Below are 23,485 nucleotides of genomic sequence, written 5' to 3' on the forward strand. Positions count from 1 at the left end.
GGCATCGGTCGTCATGCGGAATGGCTCGTGCCGGGAACGGAACGTGTGGGCGGCACGTATCCGCGAGGTCTCAACTCGGGAAAGACTGCTGCTCAACTTGCCTTTGATCTTGCTCAGTTGGCCGCGAGTGGACTATACCTGTCGGCGTCCGCGCAGCCGCTTCCCGGTGACGCGGGCTGGTGCCGGGAGTGGCACTAGGGGGCAGGGGGTGGACCGGAGGGCACGACGGTGCTCGCGCCGGCCGTTCTTTCCCGGACTCCCCTTGCACGTGGCTAGCCTGAAACATCAGCACTACCCAAGCGCAACTGACCGCGGTGGCGGGGCCCTTCGCCTGAGGCGAATATCGACGGGCGACCGGTACACACCGCCTGAGTCCTGGAGAAGGCGAGGACTTGAGCATGGGATCCACCTCCGCCCACAAGAATGAGGGCCTCGGCCGTCGCGATGTGATCAAGCGATCCGCCGCACTCGGTCTGCTCACCGTGCCGACGATGAGCTTCCTGGCGTCGTGCGCGAGCGGCGGCGACAGCGGCGACGAGAAGGTCGAGAAGGGCAAGGTCACCAAGGAGAACCCGCTCGGTGTCAACGAGACGGCCCCGCTCGAAGTGGTCATCTTCAACGGCGGATTCGGTGAGCAGTACGCGATCGACGCGGAGAAGAAGTACAACGAGGCGTTCCCGAAGGCCCCCAAGGTCAAGCACGTCGCGACGCAGAAGATCCAGTCGCAGCTGCAGCCCCGGTTCAACGGCGGCACCCCGCCGGACCTGATCGACAACTCGGGTGCCGAGCAGATGGACATGGGCATCCTGGCCGGCAAGAAGCAGCTCACGGACCTGACGACGCTCATGGACGCCCCGTCCTACGACGACCCGAACAAGAAGGTCCGCGACACCCTGCGTCCGGGCGTCCTGGAGATGGGCCAGCTGGAGGGCGACCCGGTCTGGATCATGTACTACGCGTACACCGTGTACGGCGTCTGGTACTCGCAGACCGCGCTCGACAAGCTCGACGCGCAGTACCCCGAGACCTGGGACGACATGCTCGCCCTGTGCGCCAAGGCGAAGAAGAAGGGCATCGCCGGCTGGACGTACCCCGGCAAGTACCCCTACTACCTGCCGTTCTCGCTCTACCCGTTCATCGCCAAGATCGGTGGCCGGGAGGTCCTCGACAAGATCGACAACCTGGAGCCGAACGCCTGGAAGGACCCCGCGGTCAAGGCGGCGTTCGAGGCGTACTACGAGCTGTACAAGAAGGGGTACGTCCTGGAGGGCACCCCCGGCCTGACGCACATCCAGTCGCAGACCGAGTGGACCAAGGGCAAGGCGCTCTTCATTCCCAACGGTTCATGGGTGGAGAACGAGGCGGCGCCCACCACACCCGGGGACTTCAAGATGATGGTGGCGCCGCCGTCCGGTCTCGACTCGTCCGACAAGCTGCCGTTCGGCACCATCTGGGCCTCGGGCGGCGAGCCCTTCATCGTCCCCGCCCAGGCGAAGAACCGCGAGGGTGCCATGGAGCAACTGCGCATCATGCTCTCCGAGGAGTCCTCGAAGAACTTCACCAAGCAGGTCAAGTCGCTCAGCGCGTTCAACGGCGGCACGGACGGGCTGAGCCTGTCGACCGCCCTCCAGTCCGGCGTCGACGTGCTGAAGAAGGCCGGCGACAACGTGGTGAACCCGCGTCTCCAGGACTGGTACGTGAAGCTCCAGAAGGAGCAGATCGGTGTCGCCGGACTCGGCGAGATGATGGCCGGCCGCGCGACCCCGGCGGAGACCATCAAGAAGATCCAGGCATTCGCGGACGCGGCGGCCAAGGACCAGTCCATCAAGCACTACAAGCACCAGTGAGCAACCGTCACCAGCGGCGGCACCCGCGGAAAGATCGGGGTCGGTAAACGATGCAGCATGGCAAGTACCGTTTCATCGTGGGATTCCTGCTGGTCCCACTGGCGCTCTACGCGGTCTTCGTGATCTGGCCGTTCCTCCAGTCCATCTACTACTCGTTCACGGACTGGACCGGCCTGAGTCCCGACTTCACGATGGTCGGGCTCGACAACTACACGAAGATGCTCAAGGACGACATCTTCTGGAAGTCCTTGCAGCACAGCGTGCTGCTCGTGCTTGTGCTGCCGCTGGTGACGCTGGGCCTCGCGCTGTTCTTCGCCTTCATGCTCAACGTGGGGGGCCGCCGGCGCAAGAACGCCACGATCTCCGGCGTACGAGGCTCGGGTTTCTACAAGATCGCCTACTTCTTCCCGCAGGTGCTCTCGATCGTCATCGTCGCCCTGCTGTTCCAGTTCGCGTTCAACCCCCGCAGCGGGATGATCAACGGGACGCTGAAGACGCTCGGCCTGGACTCCGTCCAGCCGGAGTGGCTCGGCGACCCGAACCTGGCGCTCATCTGCGTCATGACCGTGCTGGTCTGGTCGACGGTCGGGTTCTTCGTCGTCCTCTTCTCGGCCGGCATGGCGTCCATCCCGAAGGACTTCTACGAGGCGGCGCTCCTCGACGGCGCCAACCGCTTCACCACCTTCTTCCGGATCACGCTCCCGCTGCTCTGGGACACGGTGCAGTCGGGCTGGGTCTACATGGGCATCCTGGCCCTCGGGGTGGAGGCGTTCACCGCCGTACAGGTCATGACCGTCGGTCCCGGCGGTCCCGACTACTCGACCACGGTTCTGCCGCTGTACGTGTACCACACGGCCTTCCGCGACGGGCAGGCCGGATACGCGACGACGATCGGTGTCGGACTGCTCGTCGTCACCATGGCCTTCGCCGCCATCGTGATGCGTCTGGGCCGGCGCGAGCGGCTGGAGTTCTGATGCGGCGATCAACGGGAATTCCCGGCAGGCACCACAGGTCGGCCTGCGTGTCCGGCTCGACAGTACGAGGTGAGTACGCGTGAAGACCACTGACACCCCGCCCGCGGCCCCGGCGCGGCGGCCGGCCCCCGTGACCGGGGCGACCGCGCCCGCGGTCAAGGAGAAGAGCAGTGAGGGGCAGGTCCTCAACGTCTTCTCGCACGGTGTGCTGATCATCTGGGCGATCCTGGTCGTCATGCCGCTGCTCTGGGCGCTCATGTCGTCGTTCAAGACGGACGACTCGATCCTGTCGACGCCGTGGAAGCTGCCCGACACACTGCACTTCGAGAACTGGTCGCGCGCCTGGAGCCAGGCGCACATGAGCGACTATTTCTTCAACACCGTCGTGGTGGTGGGCTGTTCGCTCGTCGGGACCCTGCTGCTCGGCTCGATGGCGGCGTACGTCCTGGCGCGGTTCGACTTCCCCGGAAACCGCTTCATCTACTACCTGTTCGTCGGCGGGATGAGTTTCCCGATCATCCTGGCGCTGGTCCCGCTGTTCTTCGTCATGAACAACATGGACCTGCTGAACACGCGGCACGGGCTGATCACGGTCTACATCGCGTACTCGCTGCCGTTCACGGTCTTCTTCCTCACCTCGTTCTTCCGGACGCTGCCGACCTCGGTGGCGGAGGCGGCGATGCTGGACGGCGCCTCGCACACCCGGACGTTCTTCCAGGTGATGCTGCCGATGGCGAAGCCGGGCCTGATCAGCGTCGGCATCTTCAACTTCCTCGGGCAGTGGAACCAGTACATGCTGCCCACGGTGCTGAACAGCGACCCGAACCAGCGGGTGCTCTCCCAGGGACTGGTCGAACTGGCCAACAGCCAGGGGTACAAGGGCGACTGGTCCGGTCTGTTCGCCGGTCTGGTGATGGCGATGCTGCCGGTCCTCGGGGCGTACATCGTCTTCCAGCGCCAGGTCGTGGCCGGGCTCACGGCCGGGGCGGTGAAGTAGCACCACGTCCCCTCCCACCGTCCCTTTCCCCAACCGCCCGTCGGCCCCGTGCCGACGGGCGGTTTCGCGTGTGGGGCGACCGTTCGCAGGGACGGGCCGGCGGGTCGACGCCACGTGCCCCGCGCGGCTTCCGGAGGCGCGTTCGGCCAAAGCGCCGGGCGCTTTCGGGTGGGCTCAAAGGCTCAAGGTCTTGACGGGGAGTGCCGCAAAACGCTCAGCTTGGAGTTCACGTCTTGGAGAGAACACTAGGAGTGAGTCGATGGAGACTCCGGGGTCGCAGACATCCCTGCATCGCGCCAACCTGGAGCGGGTCGTGCGCGCGGTCCGCATGGCCGGCTCGCTCACCCAGGCGGAGATCGCGCGGACCACCGGCCTTTCGGCGGCCACCGTCTCCAACATCGTTCGTGAACTGAAGGAAGGCGGCACGGTCGAGGTGACCCCCACCTCGGCAGGCGGCCGCCGGGCCCGCAGCGTCGCGCTCAGCGGCGACGCGGGCGTGGTGGTCGGTGTCGACTTCGGCCATACCCATCTGCGGGTGGCCGTCGGCAGTCTCGCCCATCAGGTGATCGCGGAGGAGGCCGAGCCGCTGGACGTCGACGCCTCGTCCGAGGAGGGGTTCGGGCGGGCCCAGCGGCTGGTCGAGCGGCTGATCGGGGCGACCGGGGTCAGCCCGGACAAGGTGATCGGGGTGGGGCTCGGAGTGCCCGGCCCGATCGACATCGAGTCCGGAGCGCTGGGCTCCACGTCGATCCTGCCGGGCTGGAAGGGCATCAATCCCCGAGAGGAGCTCGCCGGCCGCCTCGGCGTGCCGGTGCACGTCGACAACGACGCCAACCTCGGGGCGCTGGGGGAGCTGGTCTGGGGGAGCGGACGCGGCGTGAAGGACCTCGCGTACATCAAGGTCGCCGACGGCGTCGGGGCGGGCCTGGTGATCGACGGCCGCATCTACCGCGGGCCGGGCGGCACGGCCGGTGAGATCGGGCACATCACGCTCGACGAGTCGGGGCCGGTGTGCCGCTGCGGCAACCGGGGCTGCCTGGAGACGTTCACGGCGGCGCGCTACGTCCTGCCGCTGCTCCGGCCCGGCCACGGCCCCGACCTCACCATGGAGGGGATGGTCGGGCTGGCCCGGGAGGGGGACCCGGGCTGCCGCCGGGTGGTCGCCGACGTCGGACGCCACATCGGCAGCGGGGTCGCCAACCTCTGCAACCTGCTCAACCCCAGCCGGGTGGTGCTCGGCGGGCCCCTCGCCGAGGCGGGCGAACTGGTGCTCGCACCGATCCGTGACTCGGTGTCCCGCTACGCCATCCCCAGCGCGGCAAGACAGCTCTCGGTGCTGCCCGGAGCGCTCGGCGCGCGGGCCGGGGTGCTGGGTGCGCTCGCCCTGGTGCTGAGCGAGGTGGGGGATTCCACCCTTTTGGAAAGCACGTTGCCGACCAAGGGTCCTGCCTTCACTTAGAGAATGAATGGCACCGTTGTCATCTCGTTAATGATTTACTCCTTGACGCTGACAGTAAGGCCGAGTTGACTGCCTGCCACCTCGGCCGCGACGCCGCGGCCTCGTCAGGGAGGCATCCGTATGAACGCAACGACACGTCGCATCGTCTTAGGAACGGCCGCACTCTCCATGGCCGTCTCCCTCGCCGCCTGCGGCAAGGCCGGCGGTGACGACAAGGCCGGCGGCGGAGGTGACGGCAGGACCATCGGTCTGCTGCTGCCGGAGAACAAGACCACCCGGTACGAGACCTTCGACCGCCCCCTCATCGAGGCGAAGGTCGAGCAGTTGTGCGGCGACTGCGAGGTCAAGTACAGCAACGCGGCACAGGAGAGCGACACCCAGAAGAAGCAGTTCGACGCCCTCGTCACGCAGGGTGTGAAGGTCATCATCCTGGACGCCGTCGACTACAAGGCCACCAAGTCCTGGGTGGCGCAGGCGGAGAAGAAGGGTGTCAAGGTCGTCGCGTACGACCGCCTCGCGGAGGGTCCGATCTCCGCGTACGTGTCGTACGACAACGAGAAGATCGGCCGCCTCCAGGGCGAGGCACTGGTCAAGGCGCTCGGTGCCGGGGCCGCGGAGAGCGACGTTGTCATGATCAACGGCTCGCCGACCGACCCGAACGCCCCGTTCTTCAAGAAGGGCGCGCACAGCGTCCTGGACACCCGGGTCAAGAAGGTCGTCTACGAGCAGGACATCCCGGACTGGTCCCCGGACGAGGCCAACAAGAAGATGGGCGCGGCCATCGACTCCCTGGGCAAGAACGGATTCCAGGGCGTCTACTCCGCCAACGACGGCATGGCGGGCGGCATCATCACGGCCCTGAACAAGCGCGGCATCAAGGTCCCGGTCGGCGGCCAGGACTCCGAACTCGCCGGACTCCAGCGCATTCTTGAAGGCGACCAGGCATTCACGATCTACAAGCAGATCAAGCCGGAGGCGGAGACCACCGCCGAGATCGCGGTCAGGCTCCTCAAGGGCAAGGGGTTCGATGACCTGACTCCCACTCAGGTCGACAGCCTATCCGGGGATTTCAAGGGAATCCCCGCCCGGTTGTACGACGCGCAGGTCGTGACCAAGGAGAACGTCGCGAGCACGATCATCGCCGACCAGGTGTACAAGGCCGCGGAGATCTGCACGCCCGAGTACAAGGCGGCCTGCGAGGCGGCCGGAATCAAGTAGGACGCCGCACTCCTGTCGGCCCGTGCTCGGAGCCGGCCCGTGGCTCCTGTCGGCCCGTGCCTCCTGTCGGTCCGTACCAGGTGGCGGCTGCGTACCCGGTGGCGGTCCGTGCACGGCGCCGGCGCGCACTCCGAGTCGGCCCGGTACCCGCACAGGCCCGCACCCGGTCCCGGTTCCGTACCCGGTCCCGGTTCCGTACCCGGTCCCGGTCCCGGTTCCGTACCCCGTGTCGCTTCCGTACCTCCTACCGGTTTCCGTGCCCCCGTGTCGCCGCCGCGCCCCGGACCGGTCCTGTATCCGGTCGGTGCCGTGTCCCGTGTCGGTCCCACGACCGGCCGCTTCCGTGGCCCGGGCCGTTTCCGCGGGCCCCGGCCGGTCCGGCGCCCGTCCCGTCAATGCCCGCGAGCGGGGGCGGGCGCCGGACTTCCCCCCACGCACACCCCGTGCTCGGCACACCATTCCCGCCGTTCAGGCGGTGAAGGAGATGATTCACGTGTCCGCTCCGCCCGTGCTGGTGTTGCGCGGAATCTCCAAGCGGTTCGGCGCCGTCCAGGCGCTCACCGATGTGGACCTGGAGATCCGCTCCGGTGAGGTCGTCGCCCTGGTCGGCGACAATGGCGCCGGCAAGTCGACTCTCGTCAAGACCGTCTCGGGCGTTCACCCGATCGACGAAGGCGTCATCGAGTGGGAGGGCGTGCCGGTCCGCGTCAACCGGCCGAACGACGCACAGGACCTCGGAGTCGCCACCGTCTACCAGGACTTGGCGCTCTGCGACAACCTCGACGTCGTCGCCAACCTCTTCCTCGGCAGCGAACTGCGCAAGGCGTCCGTCCTCGACGAGATCGCGATGGAGAAGCGTGCCAGGGAACTGCTGGACACCCTCTCCATTCGCATCCCGAGTGTCCGGATCCCCGTCGCCTCGCTCTCCGGCGGGCAGCGCCAAGTCGTCGCCATCGCACGTGCGTTGCTCGGCGACCCCAAGATCGTCATTCTGGACGAGCCGACCGCGGCACTCGGCGTCGAGCAGACCGCCCAGGTGCTCGACCTGGTCGAGCGGCTGCGAGAGCGCGGCCACGGTGTCATCCTCATCAGTCACAACATGGCCGACGTGCGGGCAGTGGCGAACCGGGTGGCGGTGCTCCGCCTCGGCCGCAACAACGGCTTCTTCGACGTGTCGAGCACCACCCACGAAGAGATCATCGCCGCCATCACGGGAGCCACCGACAACGCTGTCACGCGCCGCCAGGCCCGCATGGCCACGAAGGAGGACGCGAAGTGAGCGACCTCGCCAAGACCCCCGAGAATCCCCGGACCCCCGGGGACTCCCAGCTCCCCGGTACTGCCGGTACTCCCGGTACTGCCGGTACTGCCGGTACTCCGGGGACCCCCGGGAATTCCGGCACCCCGGCACGGACGGAGCCCGGACGGCCCGTGGAAGCACCCGTCCCCGCCGTCGACCCCCGGCTGCTCGTCCGCGAGGAGGGCTTCAAGGGCTACTGGTCCGCATTCGGCCGCAAGGTGCGCGAGGGCGATCTCGGCTCGCTGCCGGTCCTCGTCGGCCTGGTCGTCATCGCGAGCGTCTTCCAGTTCCAGAACGACAACTTCCTCTCCGCCGGTTCCGTCGCCAACATCGCCGTCTACAGCTCCGGCCTCGGCATCATGGCGGTCGGCATCGTATTCGTCCTGCTGCTCGGCGAGATCGACCTCTCGGTCGGTTCCGTCGCCGGGGTCGGCGCCGCCGTCTGGGCCGTGCTCGACGTCAACCGGGGCTGGAACGAGTGGCTCGCGATCGCCGTCGCCCTGCTCTCCGGGGCGGCCCTCGGCGCGCTGCACGGCTTCTTCTTCGCCCGGATCGGCGTACCGGCCTTCGTCGTGACCCTGGCCGGCTTCCTCGGATGGAGCGGGCTCCAGGACTGGATGATGGGCGGCGAGGGGTCGATCAACACGCCCTCCGGCAGCGTCGTCGAGAACCTGACCAACTACTTCTTCGAGGACAAGGCCGCCGGCTACGGGCTCGCCCTCCTCGCCGTCCTCGCGTACGCCGCCTCGCTCCTGGTGGACGGCCGGCGCCGCCGGTCCGCGGGCCTGCCCGCCCGTACCAACGGCGAGGTCGTGCTGCGCACCGCGGCCGTCGCGGTCCTGTGCTTCGCCGTCGCGTACGTCCTGAACGAGCCCCCGGGCGCCCGTGGGCTGCCGCTCGCCCTGGTGCTCTTTCTCGCCGTGCTGGTCGTCGCGGACTTCGGCGCCCGGCGCACGAGCTTCGGCCGCAGGGTCTTCGCGGTCGGCGGCAGCCCGGAGGCCGCGCGCCGTGCCGGCGTCGACGTCGTCCGGGTGCGGATCGCCGTCTTCGCGCTGTCCGGCACGCTCGGCGCGTTCGGCGGCCTGTTCATCGCCAGTCTGTCCGGCGGCGCCACCAAGAGCGTCGGCGGCGGCAACACGCTCATGCTGGTCATCGCGGCGGCCGTCATCGGCGGCACCAGTCTCTTCGGGGGCCGCGGCACGGTCTGGTCGGCGCTGCTCGGCATGATCGTGATCCAGTCGATCCAGCAGGGGCTGAACATGATCGGTATGGCCAACGCCATTCAGTACATGATCACCGGCGCCGTACTGCTGGCCGCCGTGGTCATCGACTCGGTCTCCCGCCGCACCCAGAAGACCGCAGGACGTGCGTGATCTCACGCCGCCCGCTCCCGGAGCCCGGTGCCCGTCCCGGCACCGGGCCCCCTCACGTACCGAAGGTGCACGCGGGCGGGCGCACGCGGTCGCGCGCGTCGCGTACCGGGCGCGTACGCGGCCGTGTCCCGGTCGTGTACCGACTCCGTCCCGAAGGCCCCGCCCGATGACCTCCCGCACGGACGGAACACTAGACTCATCGGATCAGCATGCTCGACCCAGCTCAAGACGCAAGGAGGCACGGTGACACAGCCGCGCGAAGCGCGACGTGCAAGGGCGGCGGCGGGCGGGTGGGATCTGCTGACCCGCATCGCTGGACCGCGTGACCTGGACCGGCTCACTCCCGAGCAGCTGGACCAGCTCGCCGAAGAGATCCGGACCTTCCTCGTCGACGCAGTCTCGAAGACCGGCGGCCACCTCGGCCCCAACCTGGGTGTGGTGGAGCTCACCATCGCCCTGCACCGGGTCTTCGAATCGCCCAAGGACAAGGTGCTGTTCGACACCGGTCACCAGAGCTATGTGCACAAGCTCCTCACCGGTCGCCAGGACTTCTCGAAGCTCAAGAGCAAGGGCGGCCTCTCCGGCTACCCCTCCCGCGCGGAGTCCGAGCACGACATCATCGAGAACTCGCACGCCTCCACCGTCCTCGGCTGGGCCGACGGCCTGGCCAAGGCCAACGAACTGCTCGGCAAGGGCGACCACGTCGTCGCGGTCATCGGTGACGGCGCGCTCACCGGCGGCATGGCCTGGGAGGCGCTGAACAACATCGCCGCCGCCAAGGACCGTCCGCTCGTCATCGTCGTCAACGACAACGAGCGCTCCTACGGGCCGACCATCGGCGGCCTCGCCAACCACCTGGCGACGCTGCGCACCACCGACGGCTACGAGCGTTTCCTGGCGCGCGGCAAGGACATCCTGGAACGCACCCCCGTCGTCGGGAGGCCGCTCTACGACACGCTGCACGGCGCGAAGAAGGGGCTGAAGGACTTCATCGCCCCGCAGGGCATGTTCGAGGACCTCGGCCTGAAATACGTGGGCCCGATCGACGGCCACGACATCGAGGCCCTGGAGTCCGCGCTCCAGCGCGCCAAGCGCTTCGGCGGACCCGTGATCGTGCACTGCCTCACCGAGAAGGGCCGCGGCTACACCCCCGCCCTCGAGGACGAGGCGGACCGCTTCCACGCCGTCGGCAAGATCCACCCCGACACCGGCCTCCCGGTCGCCACCGCGGGCCTCGACTGGACCTCCGTCTTCGGCGAGGAGATGGTCAAGCTCGGCAAGGAACGCAAGGACATCGTCGCGATCACCGCGGCCATGCTCCAGCCGGTCGGCCTCACCCAGTTCGAGAAGGAGTTCCCGGACCGGATCTACGACGTCGGCATCGCCGAGCAGCACGGCGCCGTCTCCGCGGCGGGTCTCGCCACCGGCGGGCTGCACCCGGTCTTCGCGGTGTACGCCACCTTCCTCAACCGCGCCTTCGACCAGGTCCTGATGGACGTCGCGCTGCACAACTGCGGTGTGACCTTCGTCCTCGACCGGGCCGGGATCACCGGCACCGACGGCGCCTCGCACAACGGCATGTGGGACATGTCGATCCTGCAGTGCGTGCCCGGGCTCCGGATCGCCGCCCCGCGCGACGCCGACCAGGTCCGCGCCCAGCTCCGCGAGGCCGTCGACATCGACGACGCACCGACCGTGGTCCGCTTCTCCAAGGGCGCGGTCGGCCCGGCGGTCAAGGCCGTGGGCCGGGTCGGCGGCATGGACGTGCTGCGCGAGCCCGGAACCGACCGGCCGGACGTCCTGCTGGTCTCCGTCGGCGCGCTCGCTCCCATGTGTCTGGAGATCGCCGGCCTGCTCGACGCCCAGGGCATCTCGACGACCGTCGTCGACCCGCGCTGGGTCAAGCCGGTCGACGACGCCATGGCCCCGCTCGCCGAACGGCACCGGGTCGTCGTCACCGTCGAGGACAACAGCCGGGCCGGCGGTGTCGGCTCCGCCGTCTCGCAGGCGCTGCGCGACGCCGGGGTGGACGTACCGCTGCGCGACTTCGGCATCCCGCCGCGCTTCCTGGACCACGCCTCCCGCAAGGAGGTCATGGCCGAGATCGGGCTGACCGCGCCGGACATCGCCCGCCAGGTCACCGGTCTGGTCGCCAAGCTCGACGGGCGCTTCGGGACGGGCGTGGACGACGACTCCGTGGACGGCGGCTCCATGATCGAACCGGTCCGCGACTGACGTCCTCACCGGAGCGTCCCCGCCGGACCACCGCTCTCACGCACGGTCCGGCGTACCCGCGACGCGGTCCGTGTTCCCGGCCCATCCCGGCCGATCCCGGCCGTGCGAGCGGTCCGGGGCACGGCCGGACGGGCCGGTCGAACCACCCTGTACGAGTGGTTCGACCGGCCCGTTCGCGTGAGATCCCCGGGTGCGCGGGCCTCCGTCGCCGACGCTCCCAAATCATGGCGTACACGACGAGCGCGTGGAGGTACGCCGGTGACCGCCCAGCAGGACACACCCCCCAGCAGTGACGGACTGTTCCGGACCAAGACGGTCGAGCAGTCCATCCGCGACACCGAGGAGCCGGAGCACGCGCTCAGGAAGTCCCTCTCCGCGCTGGACCTCACCGTCTTCGGGGTGGGCGTCATCATCGGCACCGGCATCTTCGTGCTCACCGGCAAGGTGGCCAAGGAGACCGCGGGTCCGGCCACCGCCCTCGCGTTCGTGGTGGCCGGCGTCGTGTGTGCCCTGGCCGCGCTCTGCTACGCCGAGTTCGCCTCCACGGTCCCGGTCGCCGGTTCCGCGTACACCTTCGCGTACGCCTCGCTCGGCGAACTCGTCGCCTGGATCATCGGCTGGGACCTGGTGCTGGAGTTCGCGCTCGGCACGGCGGTGGTGGCGGTCGGCTGGTCCGGCTACGTCCGTTCGCTGTTGGACAACTTCGGCTGGACCATGCCGGACGTGCTCTCGGGAACGGATGTGGCGAAAGGATTCGGCTTCGACATCCTGGCCTTCGTCCTGGTCCTCGTCCTGACCGTGGTGCTGGTGCTGGGCATGAAGCTCTCGGCCCGGGTGACGTCCGTCGTGGTCGCCATCAAGGTCACCGTGGTGCTCGTCGTGATCATCGCGGGGCTGTTCTTCGTCCAGGCCGACAACTACCGGCCGTTCATCCCCGAGGCACAGCCGCAGCCCCCCGGTTCCGGGCTGACCGCGCCGCTGATCCAGCTGATGTCCGGGTACGCGCCCACGAACTTCGGCGTCATGGGCATCTTCACCGCCGCCTCCATCGTCTTCTTCGCCTTCATCGGCTTCGACGTGGTGGCGACCGCGGCCGAGGAGACGAAGCTCCCGCAGCGCGACATGCCGCGCGGCATCCTCGCCTCGCTCTTCATCTGCACCGCGCTCTACGTCGCCGTGTCCCTGGTGGTCACGGGCATGGAGCACTACACCCGGCTGTCCGTCGAGGCCCCGCTGGCCGACGCGTTCAAGGCCGTCGGCCATCCCGTCTACGCCGGGTTCATCAGCTTCGGCGCCGCGATCGGCCTCACCACCGTCTGTCTCATCCTGCTGCTCGGCCAGACCCGGGTGTTCTTCGCGATGAGCCGCGACGGGCTGCTCCCGCGGTTCTTCTCCAGGACGCACCCGCGCTTTCGCACCCCGTACCGCCCGACGATCCTGCTGGGCGTGGTCATCGCGGTCGTCGCCGGGTTCACCAGCATCAACGAACTCGCGACACTGGTGAACATCGGCACGCTCTTCGCATTCGTCGTCGTCGCCCTCGGCGTCCTGGTGCTGCGCCGCACCCGCCCCGAGCTGCACCGGGCCTTCCGCACCCCGTGGGTCCCGCTCGTGCCCGTCCTGTCGGTGATCGCCTCGGTCTGGCTGATGCTCAATCTGCCGACGGAGACCTGGCTGCGGTTCGTGATCTGGATGCTCCTCGGCGTGATCATCTACTTCGTGTACGGGCGCGGCCACAGCCGGCTCAACTAGGGCGTGTTTCGAAAGGGCGTCGTCCGCCCGAAGGGCGGGGCCCGCGGCGTCCGGTGCGGTGCATCGCAAGGCGGAGGGTCGTCCTCGTCCTGGGCGTACGTGGACGATCCCGACAACGTGGCGAGGCGCCGTGCCAGGCGTCGCGGGCCGGACGGGACTTTCGAAACACGCCCTCGTGCCGCGGCACAAGCAGCGTTTGCCCGTCGGCCGTCCGTAGGGCCGGGCGGGGGCAACCCCTCAAGGGCGTGAGGGCCGCACCGCGCGCGGCCCCAGGCACCGCGCCCCGTACGCCTCGACGCGTCGCCGCAGCTCCCGGTCCGCGGTGACGACGACACAGGCGCGGTCGCCCGCCGCCGCGGCCAGCTCCACGATCCGGTCGTCGCCGCTCCCGGGGGCCGGATCCACCCGCACCCCGGGGACCGGTTCGACACCCCGGGCCGCGCCCTCGACGACCAGCACCAGCTCGACGGGGCCGGGGACGCCCGGAAGCCCGTGGCCGGCCAGCGGGACCAGCGCGTCGCGCAGCCGTACGGCCGCGCCGTGCCGGTCCCGCCACCAGCCGTCGGGCACCGACCCGACCACGTTGGCTGCGTCGACGATCACCAGGGCCCGTTCGCTCACCATGCCGGAAGCGTGTCACGCCCCGACGGCCTCGCGCGGCGCGGCCCGTACGCGCTGTGCGCTTCACGTGTCGGACGTTCCGCGCGCCGGTCCGTCGCACGTCCCGTCAGCCGCCGGTGGCGGGGGACCTCTTCGCCGACTCCGGGATCGGGGCGTCCTCGCGGATCGCCTTCCACAACGTCCTGGCCTGCGGCTGCGCCGCCACCACCCGGTTCGGGTCGGCCGTGTCGTACGCCACCGGGAGCATGACCGTCTCCATGGAGGCCGGGTCGACCCCCTGCATGGAGCGGGCGAACTCCGAGAGCGAGGTCAGCGAGGCGAGGCCCTCGTCGGTCGTCAGCGACTTGGTCGCCGAGTCGGCGATCCGGTACATGTCCGTCGGGCTGCTCAGCAGGTTCTGCGACGTGACCTCGCTCAGCAGCGCCAGCAGGAACTGCTGCTGGAGCCCGATCCGGCCGAGGTCGCTGCCGTCCCCGATGCCGTGCCGGGTGCGGACGTAGGCGAGCGACTGGGCGCCGTCGAGCCGGTGCTCTCCCTTGGTGAGATCGAGGCCGGACGACTTGTCGTGGATGTCCTGCGGAACGTCCACGGTGACGCCGCCGATCGCGTCGACCAGGTCCTTGAAACCGGCGAAGTTGATCTCCAGGTAGTGGTCGATCCGGACCCCGGACATCTTCTCGACCGTCTTGACCACACAGGCCGGACCGACCTGGGAATACACGGAGTTGAACATCACCCGGTCCGCGGAGTTCACGGTGGAGCCGTCGGCCCCGGTGCACTCCGGCCTGGTCACCAGGGTGTCACGGGGTATGGACACGGCGACGGCCCTGGTACGGCCCTCCGGTATGTGCACCACCATCGCGGTGTCGGAGCGGGCACCGGCCACCTCGCCCCCGCCGCCCAGCTCCTTGTTCTCGGCACCGGCCCGCGAGTCGGAGCCGAGCACCAGCAGGTTCTGCCCGCTGGTCGGCAGCTTCTCGGGGCGGTCGTCGCCGAGCGCTTCGTCGATGTCGACGCCCGTGATGTTCCCGTCGAGCCTGCTGTACAGCCAGTAGACGGTGCCGCCCGCGGCGAGCAGCAGGACGAGCAGCACGCCCAGGGTGATCTTGAGGCCGCGCCGCCGCTTGCGGGGCGCTCGCCCCGACCGTGTTCTGCGCGACGTGCGCGATCCGCTGCCGGAGTTCTGATCTGTCATGGGATCGTCTGGTTCTTCCGTCGGGACACGCGTGAACGCGTGCGAGAGGGGAGGAATGAGGGGCGGGCGGGCCATGCGTGCCGAAGTCGCTCCGTGGGGTACCGCGCTTCTGCCCGGAGCCTGATTCTTGCCTCAAAGTCGCATGGTGCGACAGAAATCGGCATGAAATCGACCCTGTCTAGTATTATTCTGACATCAGTTGTTGCTGTTGTGTCCAAACTGGTCACTCATCAGAGGCACATGGGGCTCCGCCCAACGCCGTTCGGCACCGGAAAGAGCATTCAGTGAAGAACGGTCGGGAATCAATGGGTTTGCGTACGGGGCGTAGGCGTGCCGCGGCTTCCTCCCGGAGGACTCCTGCCGGACCGGCCCGGGAGACCGTGACCGCCCCCGAACTCCTGGCGGCAGCGCCGCCGAGGGCGGACTGGCTGACCCCGGCGCCCGACGGCCGCCTCACCGCATACGCCCCGGCCAGAAGCGGGGGCATCGTCCGCTGGACCGAATCGCCGGCCGGACGCGACGACTGGACCGCGCCCGAACTCCTGCTCCCCGACGCCCGGATGCTGCCGTACCTGTGCGTGGCGCGGGGCGCGACGGGCTTCGCCGACGTGTTCGGCCTGCGGCGCACCGCCGACGACCCCCACGCGCCCGTCGAGGTCGTGTACGCCTCCCAGTACCAGGCCGGCCGTCCCATGACCGGCTGGCACTCGATCGGCAACCCGCACGGAAAGGACGCCGAGAAGGCGTCGGCCATCGGCGCCCCGGTCGCCGTCGTCGACGGCGGCGACGCGCTGCACGTGTTCGTCCGCAACGCGATGGGGGGAGTGTCCACCCGGAGGCGCGACCCGCGCGGCGTCTGGGGCAAGTGGACGTCCCTGCCGTGCAAGCGGGTGCGTGAGGGTCTGTCCGCCGTCGTCACCCGGTCCGGTCGCATCGAGCTGTTCATGCCCGCCGACAAGGGCGTGTACGTGTGGCGGCAGGACACCCCGGGGGGCGCGCTGGACCGGGCCCCCAACCTCGTCTTCATCGCCCGGCCGCAGACGGCTTCCGGCACCGAGACCCACGAGGGCCGGATCACCCACTACTGGCGTGACGAGCAGTCCGGCGAGATCGTCGCCTACCGTCTGGCGGAGGCGGGTGCCCCCGATGTCGCGCCCGCCCCACTGGGCGGCCACTCGGGAAGCGGCCCGCTCGCTCTCGGCCGCTGCCTCGTCGACGGCTACGACTGCACCGTGCTGGCCCAGCGGGAACGGGCGGGCACCCTCGCCCTCACCGCCTACCCGACCGAGCTGGAATCCGCCGGGGCCTGGTGGGCGGACACCCTCCAGTCCTGCGAGGGCACTCCGGCGCTCGCCCTGGACCGCGACGGACGGCTCGTCGTCGCGGCCATCGACCGGGACGGCCGGATGAGCGTCACCCGGCAGCGCACCGACCAGCAGGGCATGGTGCTGGAGCACTGGATCCGGCTGTGAACCGGCGGCACATCGACGACACAGCCCGGTCGTGACCACGCGCCGTCACTCCGCCTTCTCGGAGACCCGGACCGACAGTTCGGTACCGGCCGTGAAGTACGGCTTCACCATGACCGGCTGTCCCTCGTCGGTGGGCACCACCGTCGTGGGGTAGGCGAACACACCCTTCACGTCCACCACGTCCGTCAGGAAGCGGCCCAGCCGCGCCACGACCGGGTCGTGACGACGGCCCACCCACAGGTCCCACAGCTCGTGCCGGGACACCAGATGCTCGGCCAGATCGGACGCGGGCAGCGAGAAGCAGAAGTCGGCGCCGCCCGAGGAGACGCCGGGCAGCCAGAAACCCGCTTCCCCCACACCCCGCCTGCGCATCAGCAGCAAAGGCTCCGCACCGCCGAAGTCGGAGCCGTAGAGCAGCCCCCGCACGTGCAGGACCCCCTCGTGGCCCCACACCTCGGTCGCCTCGGCATGACGCTCCCGGGTCCAGGTGCGCAGGACGAGATGACCGCTCTCGGACGCGTAGGGCAGGTGCACGGCGGTGTACGCGGGACCGGTGGCGACCGGTCCGAGGCCGCGCAGGTCCAAGGCGCCCGGCCGGACCTTCGCCGGCCTGCCGTCACCGGTGTCCAGATGGACGTCCCAGCGACCTTCGGGGAGAATTTCGGGATCCGGCGGAATCAGTGCCTCGTACCGGTGGGGGAGTGGTCCCCCGGCGGGCAGCAGCGGCAGCCTGACGGGCTGTTCGCCGCGCGCCGCCTTTCGTCTGCGCAGCACCAGTTCGAGGTCGTCGCGGCCGTCCCGGACGCCTTCCAGACACAGATTGACCAGCCCGTTCCGCGTCACTTCGCAGGAGACGGCGACCTCGGCGGCGGGGCGGCTCTCCCGGCGGACCCGGCGGGCCGTTCTGATCACCCTCTCGAACCGTTCCGCCGATTCCTCGGGGCCGTAGGCCCGCGAGTCCTCCCGGGCCCGACGGCCCAGTGCCAGGCGTTCCGGTTCGTCGTCGATCAGGCGCAGCAGCGCTGCGGCGAAGGCGTCGGCGTCGTCCACGGGCACGAGCAGGCCGTTCACCTCGTGCCGGACGATCTCGCGCGGTCCGCCCGGGCAGGCGGTGGCGACGACGGGCAGCCCGCAGCGCATCGCCTCGGCCAGGGCCAGGCCGAACGACTCCCGGTCCGACGTCCCGGCCGCGATGGCCGCGGCGGCCCACCGGGCCTCCAACCGGGGCTCCTCCATCATCAGGAACACATGGTTGTACAGCTCCAGTTCGGCGATGAGGGACCGCAGCCGGCCGTACTCCGGGCCGGTCCCGAAGATCCGCAGCTGCCAGTCCGGACGCACCGCCACCACCTGGGCGAACGCCTGGACGAGCAGGTCGAACCGCTTCTCCGGGACGAGCCTTCCGGCCGCCATCACGATCCGGGACCGCCCGTCGGCGGGGCGCACCCGCGGATCGGGCACGCAGTCGGGATGGGAGTGGATCGCGATACCGCCCGGCAGTCCCGCCCGGGTGATCGCCTCGGCCTCCTCGGCACTCGGCACCACGACCGCGTCGAGCCGTCCGAACCCCGCCCAGGCGCGGCTCTGCTCCGCCTGCGGAAGCACGGTGCTCAGCTGGTGCAACTGCCCCAGCCGCAACGCCCGCGGTCTGCCCCAGCGGGAGACGTAGGCGGCCAGTTCGAGACTGGTGGCGACCACCACCTGCGCCTGGCTCGCCCGCAGGTGCTCCTCGACCTTGTCGTCCGTCAGCAGGCTGTAGCGCCAGGACATCTCCTGCGTACGCGGAACGACCCGGGACGGGGTGAGCCTGCGCTCGTCCTGTTTGTCCGGGCGACGGCCCTCGCGCAGATCGAGCAGCGGCACCACCCGCACCCCGCGGGCGGGCGCGACGGCGGGCCGGTTGAGCCAGCGGAACACCGAGACGATCCGGACGTCGTGCGTGTCGGCGAGGGCGTCCGCGAGGTTGATCACGGCACGGGTGGTGCCGTCCGCCGCATAGGCGTTCTGGACCAGGAATTCGATCTTCATCGTGTCGCCGCGGACTTCTCGTACGGGCTGGGAAGCGGGAAGTACGCCTCGAAGAACGGGTGGATCAGTGCCTCCTGGTCGGCGATGTCGTCCTCGGTGGTGAAGGAGTCGTTCACGCAGAAGACCGCCGAGTCGCGTCGCTTGAGCAGCCGGTCCAGTTTCCGGGAGAGCTGGACCATGGAGAGATGGAGATAGGTGTACGGGACGGAGTCCGGCACGCCCCGCCCGGTGAAGTAGGAGTAGTACGGATACATGCAGGTACCGACGTCGATGTCGGTACGGCTGCGGAAGCGCGCGGCAGCGGTCGCCCGGAAGACGTCGGCGAACTCCCGCTCCATCTCCTCCAGCACACTGCGCCGCAACGGCACGGGGGTGTGCTTCATCGCGTCGATGATGGTGCGGCCGAACCGGTCCTCCAGCAGGGCGCGGACGTTCTTGCGGGCCACCTCGTGCGGCAGGTCGTCCGGCTGGACCGGGCCCATGGGAATGCGGACGGTGTCCGGGTAGTACTTGGACGCCCCGTTGGGCAGGAAGAACTCGTGAGGCGTGATCGGCCGACCGACGAACACGTCGTCGTTGAAGTGGATGAAGTGCTCCGACAGTCCCGGAACCCGGTGCAACTGGGCGCTGATGGCATGGGAGTTGAAGACCGGCAGCTTGCTGGTGTCACGGAAGATCTCCCGGTGGGAGACCACGGTGATCCCCTCGGCGGACTCGTCGAGCCAGTGCGGGACCTGGTCGTCGGTCACGAGGAAGATGTGCCGCACCCAGGGGGCGTACATGTGCAGCGAGCGCATCGAGTAGAGCAGCTCGTCGCGGTTGACGTAGCGTCCGGCGCTCGCCGACTCCTCGTGGAAGACGTCGCCCGACGCCGCGGCCCGGCGGCGCTGCCAGGCCGGGTCGTCGCTGTCCACCCACGTGTAGACGACGTCGATGGGGAAGGTGATCTCGTCGGGACCGGTGCAGACGAATTCCCGGCGGGTCGGCAGCCCCGTCTGCTTCGGCTTGCGTCCCCAGCGGCGCTGCCGGGGCGCGGTGTCCGCCTCCTGCGGTGCGAGGCGCGAGAAGCGGTGCGCGGGGACGAGCGTCATCTCGCCCCGCGCGGGCAGGAAGCTCGCGCCCCGGTTGATCCGCGGCGGCAGCAGCCGGCCCTCCTCCTCCCGCCAGAACTCGATGTCGCAGCCGTACTCGGTGCCGTAGACCAGGTCGCCCGACGGGTCGGCCCGGAACCAGACGACGCGCAGCACGTCGACGGTCTCCAGCTTCTGCCAGGACGCCTCGCGGGAGCCGAGGTGCAGCAGCTCGCTGGTGCGCTGGACGGGGACCTTGCGCTGGATGTACCCCGGGCTCCGGCCGAACAGCCCCCGCAGTGCCTGTGCGACCCGGCTCCGCTCGGTGTCCCGGACACCGACCACGGACGAGGTGTCCTCGGTCCCGGGCACCACGAAGTGCTCGATGCCGGCCCGGGTCAGCGCCGTGGAGACGAGCTCCAGGTGCTGGGCGCGGACCGCGAGCGGCGTCAGACCGGGCTGTACGTGCGTCAGGCGGCGGTGCATGCCCACGGGGACCTCGTGCAGCCCCGGCGGCAACGGGCGCTGCGGTCGGTCCACCTCGGCATTGATCGGGTGGATCAACGAATACTCCAGTACGTAGGTGCGTCCTCGGGACGCCGGGACGACTCCGTCGGGTGCGGGGCCGGTCGGCGGGGCCCGCACCCGACGGGTCAGACGGCGGTCAGTGGCTGACGGGGTGCCGGACCGGTCGCGGTCCCGTCCGCGACGGCGACGAGTTCGACGCCTTCCGGGCCGTGCAGCATCCGTGCGTGGCTGCGGCCCATCGAGCCGAGGCCGGTCAGCCCGGCGCCGGGCGGCTCGTACGTGCTCATGCCCGGCCTGCGACGACGTCGTTGACGGTGGCCGTCAGACGGTCCAGCTCCTGCGGGGTGAGCATGGGGTGCACGGGGATGGAGAGCGCTTCCGCGGCGGCCCGCTCCGTCTCGGACAGATCGCCCGCGGTATGACCGAGCACCTTCTCGCCCGTCCGGAAGGGAGCCAGGCGGTGCACCGGCGTGGGGTAGTAGACCGCGTTGCCGATGCCGCGCTCCAGCAGTTCGCGCGAGACCGTTTCGCGGTCCTTGCCGCTCTTTGCGCCGATCCGGATCGTGTACTGGTGGTAGACGTGCTCGGCCCCCTCGGCGACCGGCGGCGTGACGACCCCTCGCAGACCGGCGTCGAGCGCGGCCGCGTTGGCACGGCGCTGCCGAGTCCAGGCGGGCAGGCTGCGCAGCTGCACACGGCCGATCGCGGCGGCGACGTCCGTCATGCGGACGTTGAAGCCGACGATCTCGTTGGCGTACCGCTGCTCCATGCCCTGGTTGCGCAGCAGCCGCAGGGTCCGGGCGACCGCGGCGTCGCCCGTGGTGACCATGCCGCCCTCCAGGCTGTGCATGTTCTTGGTCGGGTAGAAGCTGAAGCACGCGGCCGCGCCGAACGCGCCCACCGGCGTGCCGTCCAGGGAGGCGGCGTGGGCCTGTGCCGCGTCCTCGACGATCGCGAGACCGTGGCGCTCGGCCAGCGCGGTGAACGCGCCCATCGCGGCCGGGTGCCCGTAGAGGTGCACGGGCATGATCGCGGCGGTGCGCGGGGTGATCGCGGCCTCGGCCGCCTGCGGTGACAGGCAGAAGCTGTCGCGCTCGATGTCCACGAAGACCGGGGTGGCGCCGGCCAGACGGACGGCGTTGGCGGTCGCGGCGAAGGTGAAGGAGGGGACGATCACCTCGTCGCCCGGGCCGATGCCGAGTGCCACCAGCGACAGATGCAGCGCGCTGGTACCGGAGTTGACGGCGACGCAGTGCCGCCCGTCGACGATCTGCGAGAACTCCTCCTCGAAGGCGGCGACCTCGGGTCCCTGGGCGACCATGCCGCCGCGCAGTACGCGCACGGCGGCCTCGATCTCGTCCTCTCCGATCACCGGGGCTGCCGCGCGGATCATGTGCTGGTCGTGAGTCATCGTTCCATTTCGAGAAGGTCGGGATGCCGGTGCTGCTCGGACCGGCTCGTGTCCCGTCGGTCGAGGGACCGGGGGATACCGGGATCGGATTGCTCGTAGGGGCTGGGGACGGGGAAGTAGCTCTCCAGGAAGGTCCTCAGCATCGCCGTGCGGGCCTCGGCCGTGTCGGGGTCGTCGACCGTGTCGTTGATGCAGAAGGTGTGGTAGTCGCGTTGGGCGAGCAGGCGGTTGAGATGCCGTCCGGTGGTGGGCGCCGCCAGGTCCAGATAGGTGTAGCGGATCTTTCCCACCACCGAACGACTGGTCTGCTGCCCGTAGTAGTGGTGCAGCGAGGAGGTGATCGAGAGGTCCCCGGGGCTGCGGAACCGCGAGTGCTGGGTCAGCCGGTGCTCGGCCGCGTAGCGCTCCTCGATCTCCTGGAGGACGTCGCGGCGCAGCGAGTGCGGCACATGCTTCATCTTCCTGGTCAGAACGCGGTCGAAGGTCCCCGCGATGACGACGCGGTTGTTCTTCGCGGCGATCTCCGACGGCGGGTCGTCCGGGGAGGGCGGGGTCATCGGGACGAGCGCGTTGGAGGGGAAGTACTTGGAGAGCCCGTTGGCGTGGAAGAACTCGCCCGGGGTCACGCTGCGGCCCAGGAAGACGTCGTCGTTGAAGTACAGGAAGTGGTCCGAGAGCCCGGGAATGTGGTGCAACTGGCTCTCGATGGCGTGCGAGTTGAAGGTCGGCAGCGCCGACGCGTCGGTGAAGATGTCGCGGTGGTGGACGACCACGATGCCGGGGTGGGCGGTGTTCAGCCAGGCGGGCACCTGCCCGTCCGTGACCAGGTAGACGGTGCGCAGCCAGGGGGCGAACTGGTGCAGTGAGCGAAGGGAGTAGCGCAGTTCGTCGCGGCTGGTGAACCGGGCGGCGCTGATGGCCTGCTCGTGGTAGTCGGTGCGGCCCAGGGCCGTGGCGCGGCGGCGGATCCATTCCGGGTCGGCTCCGTCGACCCAGGTGTAGACGGCGTCCACCGGGAAGGTGACCTCGTCCGGGAGGGAGAGCGTGAACTCGGAGCGCGTGCTCACCCGCGGCAGATCGTCCGGCACCCCGCTGACCGGCCCCGTGAAGTGGCTGACCGGCACGCGCACCGGTTTCTCGGCGGCGACGACGGCCGTCGCGGTCAGGTTGGGGACAGGGGCGATCAGCAGCGCGTCCTCCTCCGCCCAGAACTCGACGGTGCATGCGTGGTTCGGTCCCAGCGTCCAGCGCCCTGTGGGGTCGGTGAGCGGCCACCACAAGCGCAGAATCGTTTCTCCGGAGAGCTGTGCCCAGGAGCCCCGCTGATCCGCGTGGAGTGGGCGGCCCCCTTTCGTGTCGCCCGCGACCAATGCCCCCGCGGCGAGCGCGCTCACCCGCAGGGCCCGCTCGGCCCGCGCGCGCTCGCTCGCGGGAACGGCGACGGCGGTCATGGTGACGGAGCTGCCGCGCACGCAGAAGTGCGGGATGCCGTGCCGTTCCAGGACCTCGCAGACGCGCAGCAGGTTGGTGGCCCGGGCGACGGAGGGGGTGAGGCCCTCGGTGACCTCGGCGGTCCGGAGCCTGCCCCCGGACCAGACGGCCCGCACGCCGGTCCTGCGCAGGTCCCGGCGCAGCCGCTTGTCGAGACGCAGGCTCAGCCACGTGCGCAGACCGCGCCAGGCACCGCCCAGCCCCGCGAGGCAGCGCTGCAGGAGCAGTCGGCTGTCCGCCGGGAAGATCCTCACGAGGCGCTGTCTCAGCGCGTGCGGCAGAAGGCGTCGGTAGAGGCGTACGAGTGTGGAGGCCTCGGGATTGCCCATCGCTCGACCACCTCGTGTTCCCCCGCTCGGCCGCATGGCGAGCAATCTGTGCTGTGACGGCGACGCGCCGGCTGCTCGGTCGTGCGGAGTGTGGGGTGGACGAGCCACCGTACGGTGCGGCCAAGTGAAGCAGGTGTGTCGCAGAGGTGAAGATTAACAAGGAAATAAGGTTGATCTTGAAAGTA

The 23,485-nt window shown here is 69.7% G+C and carries 17 protein-coding genes; 10 read left to right on the plus strand and 7 right to left on the minus strand.

The features are described 5' to 3' along the window. Nucleotides 1-398: 398 nt before the first annotated feature. From ngcE to ACGF2V_RS05140, 9 genes are all read left to right on the plus strand, one after another. On the plus strand, nucleotides 399-1,847 hold the full coding sequence (gene ngcE / locus ACGF2V_RS05100; RefSeq protein WP_362705496.1) for an N-acetylglucosamine/diacetylchitobiose ABC transporter substrate-binding protein: 1,449 nt from the start codon (nucleotides 399-401) through the stop codon (nucleotides 1,845-1,847). A gap of 50 nt (nucleotides 1,848-1,897) precedes the next feature. Next, the gene (locus tag ACGF2V_RS05105) at nucleotides 1,898-2,821 is read left to right on the plus strand and encodes a sugar ABC transporter permease (protein ID WP_362621582.1); all 924 of its coding nucleotides are present in this window, start codon (nucleotides 1,898-1,900) and stop codon (nucleotides 2,819-2,821) included. A gap of 79 nt (nucleotides 2,822-2,900) precedes the next feature. Continuing rightward, nucleotides 2,901-3,818: a carbohydrate ABC transporter permease gene (locus ACGF2V_RS05110; protein ID WP_389045921.1), complete on the plus strand. Its 918-nt coding sequence runs from the start codon at nucleotides 2,901-2,903 to the stop codon at nucleotides 3,816-3,818. Nucleotides 3,819-4,077: 259 nt separating this feature from the next. Further along, nucleotides 4,078-5,277, plus strand: coding sequence for an ROK family transcriptional regulator (locus ACGF2V_RS05115; RefSeq protein ID WP_362621584.1), 1,200 nt, complete (start codon nucleotides 4,078-4,080; stop codon nucleotides 5,275-5,277). Nucleotides 5,278-5,397: 120 nt separating this feature from the next. Further along, nucleotides 5,398-6,495 carry a substrate-binding domain-containing protein gene (locus ACGF2V_RS05120; protein ID WP_362621586.1) on the plus strand — a complete coding sequence of 366 codons (1,098 nt, stop codon included), beginning with the start codon at nucleotides 5,398-5,400 and terminating at the stop codon, nucleotides 6,493-6,495. A 484-nt stretch (nucleotides 6,496-6,979) separates the two neighbouring features. Next, nucleotides 6,980-7,774, plus strand: a complete 795-nt coding sequence (locus ACGF2V_RS05125; protein WP_362705493.1) for an ATP-binding cassette domain-containing protein — start codon at nucleotides 6,980-6,982, stop codon at nucleotides 7,772-7,774. Nucleotides 7,775-7,926: 152 nt separating this feature from the next. Continuing rightward, nucleotides 7,927-9,168: a sugar ABC transporter permease gene (locus ACGF2V_RS05130; RefSeq protein ID WP_362705490.1), complete on the plus strand. Its 1,242-nt coding sequence runs from the start codon at nucleotides 7,927-7,929 to the stop codon at nucleotides 9,166-9,168. Nucleotides 9,169-9,465: 297 nt separating this feature from the next. Then, the gene (dxs, locus tag ACGF2V_RS05135) at nucleotides 9,466-11,403 is read left to right on the plus strand and encodes a 1-deoxy-D-xylulose-5-phosphate synthase (protein ID WP_362705697.1); all 1,938 of its coding nucleotides are present in this window, start codon (nucleotides 9,466-9,468) and stop codon (nucleotides 11,401-11,403) included. Nucleotides 11,404-11,661: 258 nt separating this feature from the next. Further along, nucleotides 11,662-13,155, plus strand: a complete 1,494-nt coding sequence (locus tag ACGF2V_RS05140) for an amino acid permease (protein ID WP_362621592.1) — start codon at nucleotides 11,662-11,664, stop codon at nucleotides 13,153-13,155. A 237-nt stretch (nucleotides 13,156-13,392) separates the two neighbouring features. Here ACGF2V_RS05140 and ACGF2V_RS05145 read toward each other — a convergent pair whose 3' ends face one another. Together ACGF2V_RS05145 and ACGF2V_RS05150 are read right to left on the minus strand one after the other, a co-directional pair. Next, nucleotides 13,393-13,779 carry an NTP pyrophosphohydrolase gene (locus tag ACGF2V_RS05145; protein ID WP_362621593.1) on the minus strand — a complete coding sequence of 129 codons (387 nt, stop codon included), beginning with the start codon at nucleotides 13,777-13,779 and terminating at the stop codon, nucleotides 13,393-13,395. A 103-nt stretch (nucleotides 13,780-13,882) separates the two neighbouring features. Beyond that, a complete protein-coding gene (locus ACGF2V_RS05150) occupies nucleotides 13,883-14,971 on the minus strand; it encodes an LCP family protein (protein WP_362705487.1) in 1,089 nt (362 codons plus the stop codon). A gap of 380 nt (nucleotides 14,972-15,351) precedes the next feature. On the opposite strand from ACGF2V_RS05150, the gene ACGF2V_RS05155 reads away from it, so the two are divergent. Next, the gene (locus tag ACGF2V_RS05155; RefSeq protein ID WP_362621596.1) at nucleotides 15,352-16,443 is read left to right on the plus strand and encodes a hypothetical protein; all 1,092 of its coding nucleotides are present in this window, start codon (nucleotides 15,352-15,354) and stop codon (nucleotides 16,441-16,443) included. Nucleotides 16,444-16,488: 45 nt separating this feature from the next. Here the strand turns inward: ACGF2V_RS05155 and ACGF2V_RS05160 are convergent, their stop codons facing one another. The 5 genes from ACGF2V_RS05160 to ACGF2V_RS05180 all read right to left on the minus strand — a co-directional run bounded on the left by ACGF2V_RS05160 (nucleotide 16,489) and on the right by ACGF2V_RS05180 (nucleotide 23,300). Next, entirely contained in the window at nucleotides 16,489-18,471 is a 1,983-nt protein-coding gene (locus ACGF2V_RS05160) for a glycosyltransferase (protein WP_362705485.1), read from the minus strand. Continuing rightward, nucleotides 18,468-20,105, minus strand: a complete 1,638-nt coding sequence (locus ACGF2V_RS05165) for a stealth family protein (RefSeq protein ID WP_362630630.1) — start codon at nucleotides 20,103-20,105, stop codon at nucleotides 18,468-18,470. The genes ACGF2V_RS05160 and ACGF2V_RS05165 overlap by 4 nt, the downstream gene beginning before the upstream one ends. 89 nt (nucleotides 20,106-20,194) lie before the next feature. Next, nucleotides 20,195-20,356, minus strand: a complete 162-nt coding sequence (locus tag ACGF2V_RS05170; protein WP_362630632.1) for a hypothetical protein — start codon at nucleotides 20,354-20,356, stop codon at nucleotides 20,195-20,197. Beyond that, nucleotides 20,353-21,480, minus strand: coding sequence for a DegT/DnrJ/EryC1/StrS family aminotransferase (locus ACGF2V_RS05175; RefSeq protein WP_362705483.1), 1,128 nt, complete (start codon nucleotides 21,478-21,480; stop codon nucleotides 20,353-20,355). The genes ACGF2V_RS05170 and ACGF2V_RS05175 overlap by 4 nt, the downstream gene beginning before the upstream one ends. After that, complete coding sequence (locus ACGF2V_RS05180) at nucleotides 21,477-23,300, minus strand: stealth family protein (RefSeq protein WP_362630638.1); 1,824 nt, start codon at nucleotides 23,298-23,300, stop codon at nucleotides 21,477-21,479. The genes ACGF2V_RS05175 and ACGF2V_RS05180 overlap by 4 nt, the downstream gene beginning before the upstream one ends. Nucleotides 23,301-23,485 lie beyond the last annotated feature (185 nt).

It is taken from the genome of Streptomyces sp. NPDC047982, from assembly GCF_043204165.1.
GTDB lineage: Bacteria > Actinomycetota > Actinomycetes > Streptomycetales > Streptomycetaceae > Streptomyces.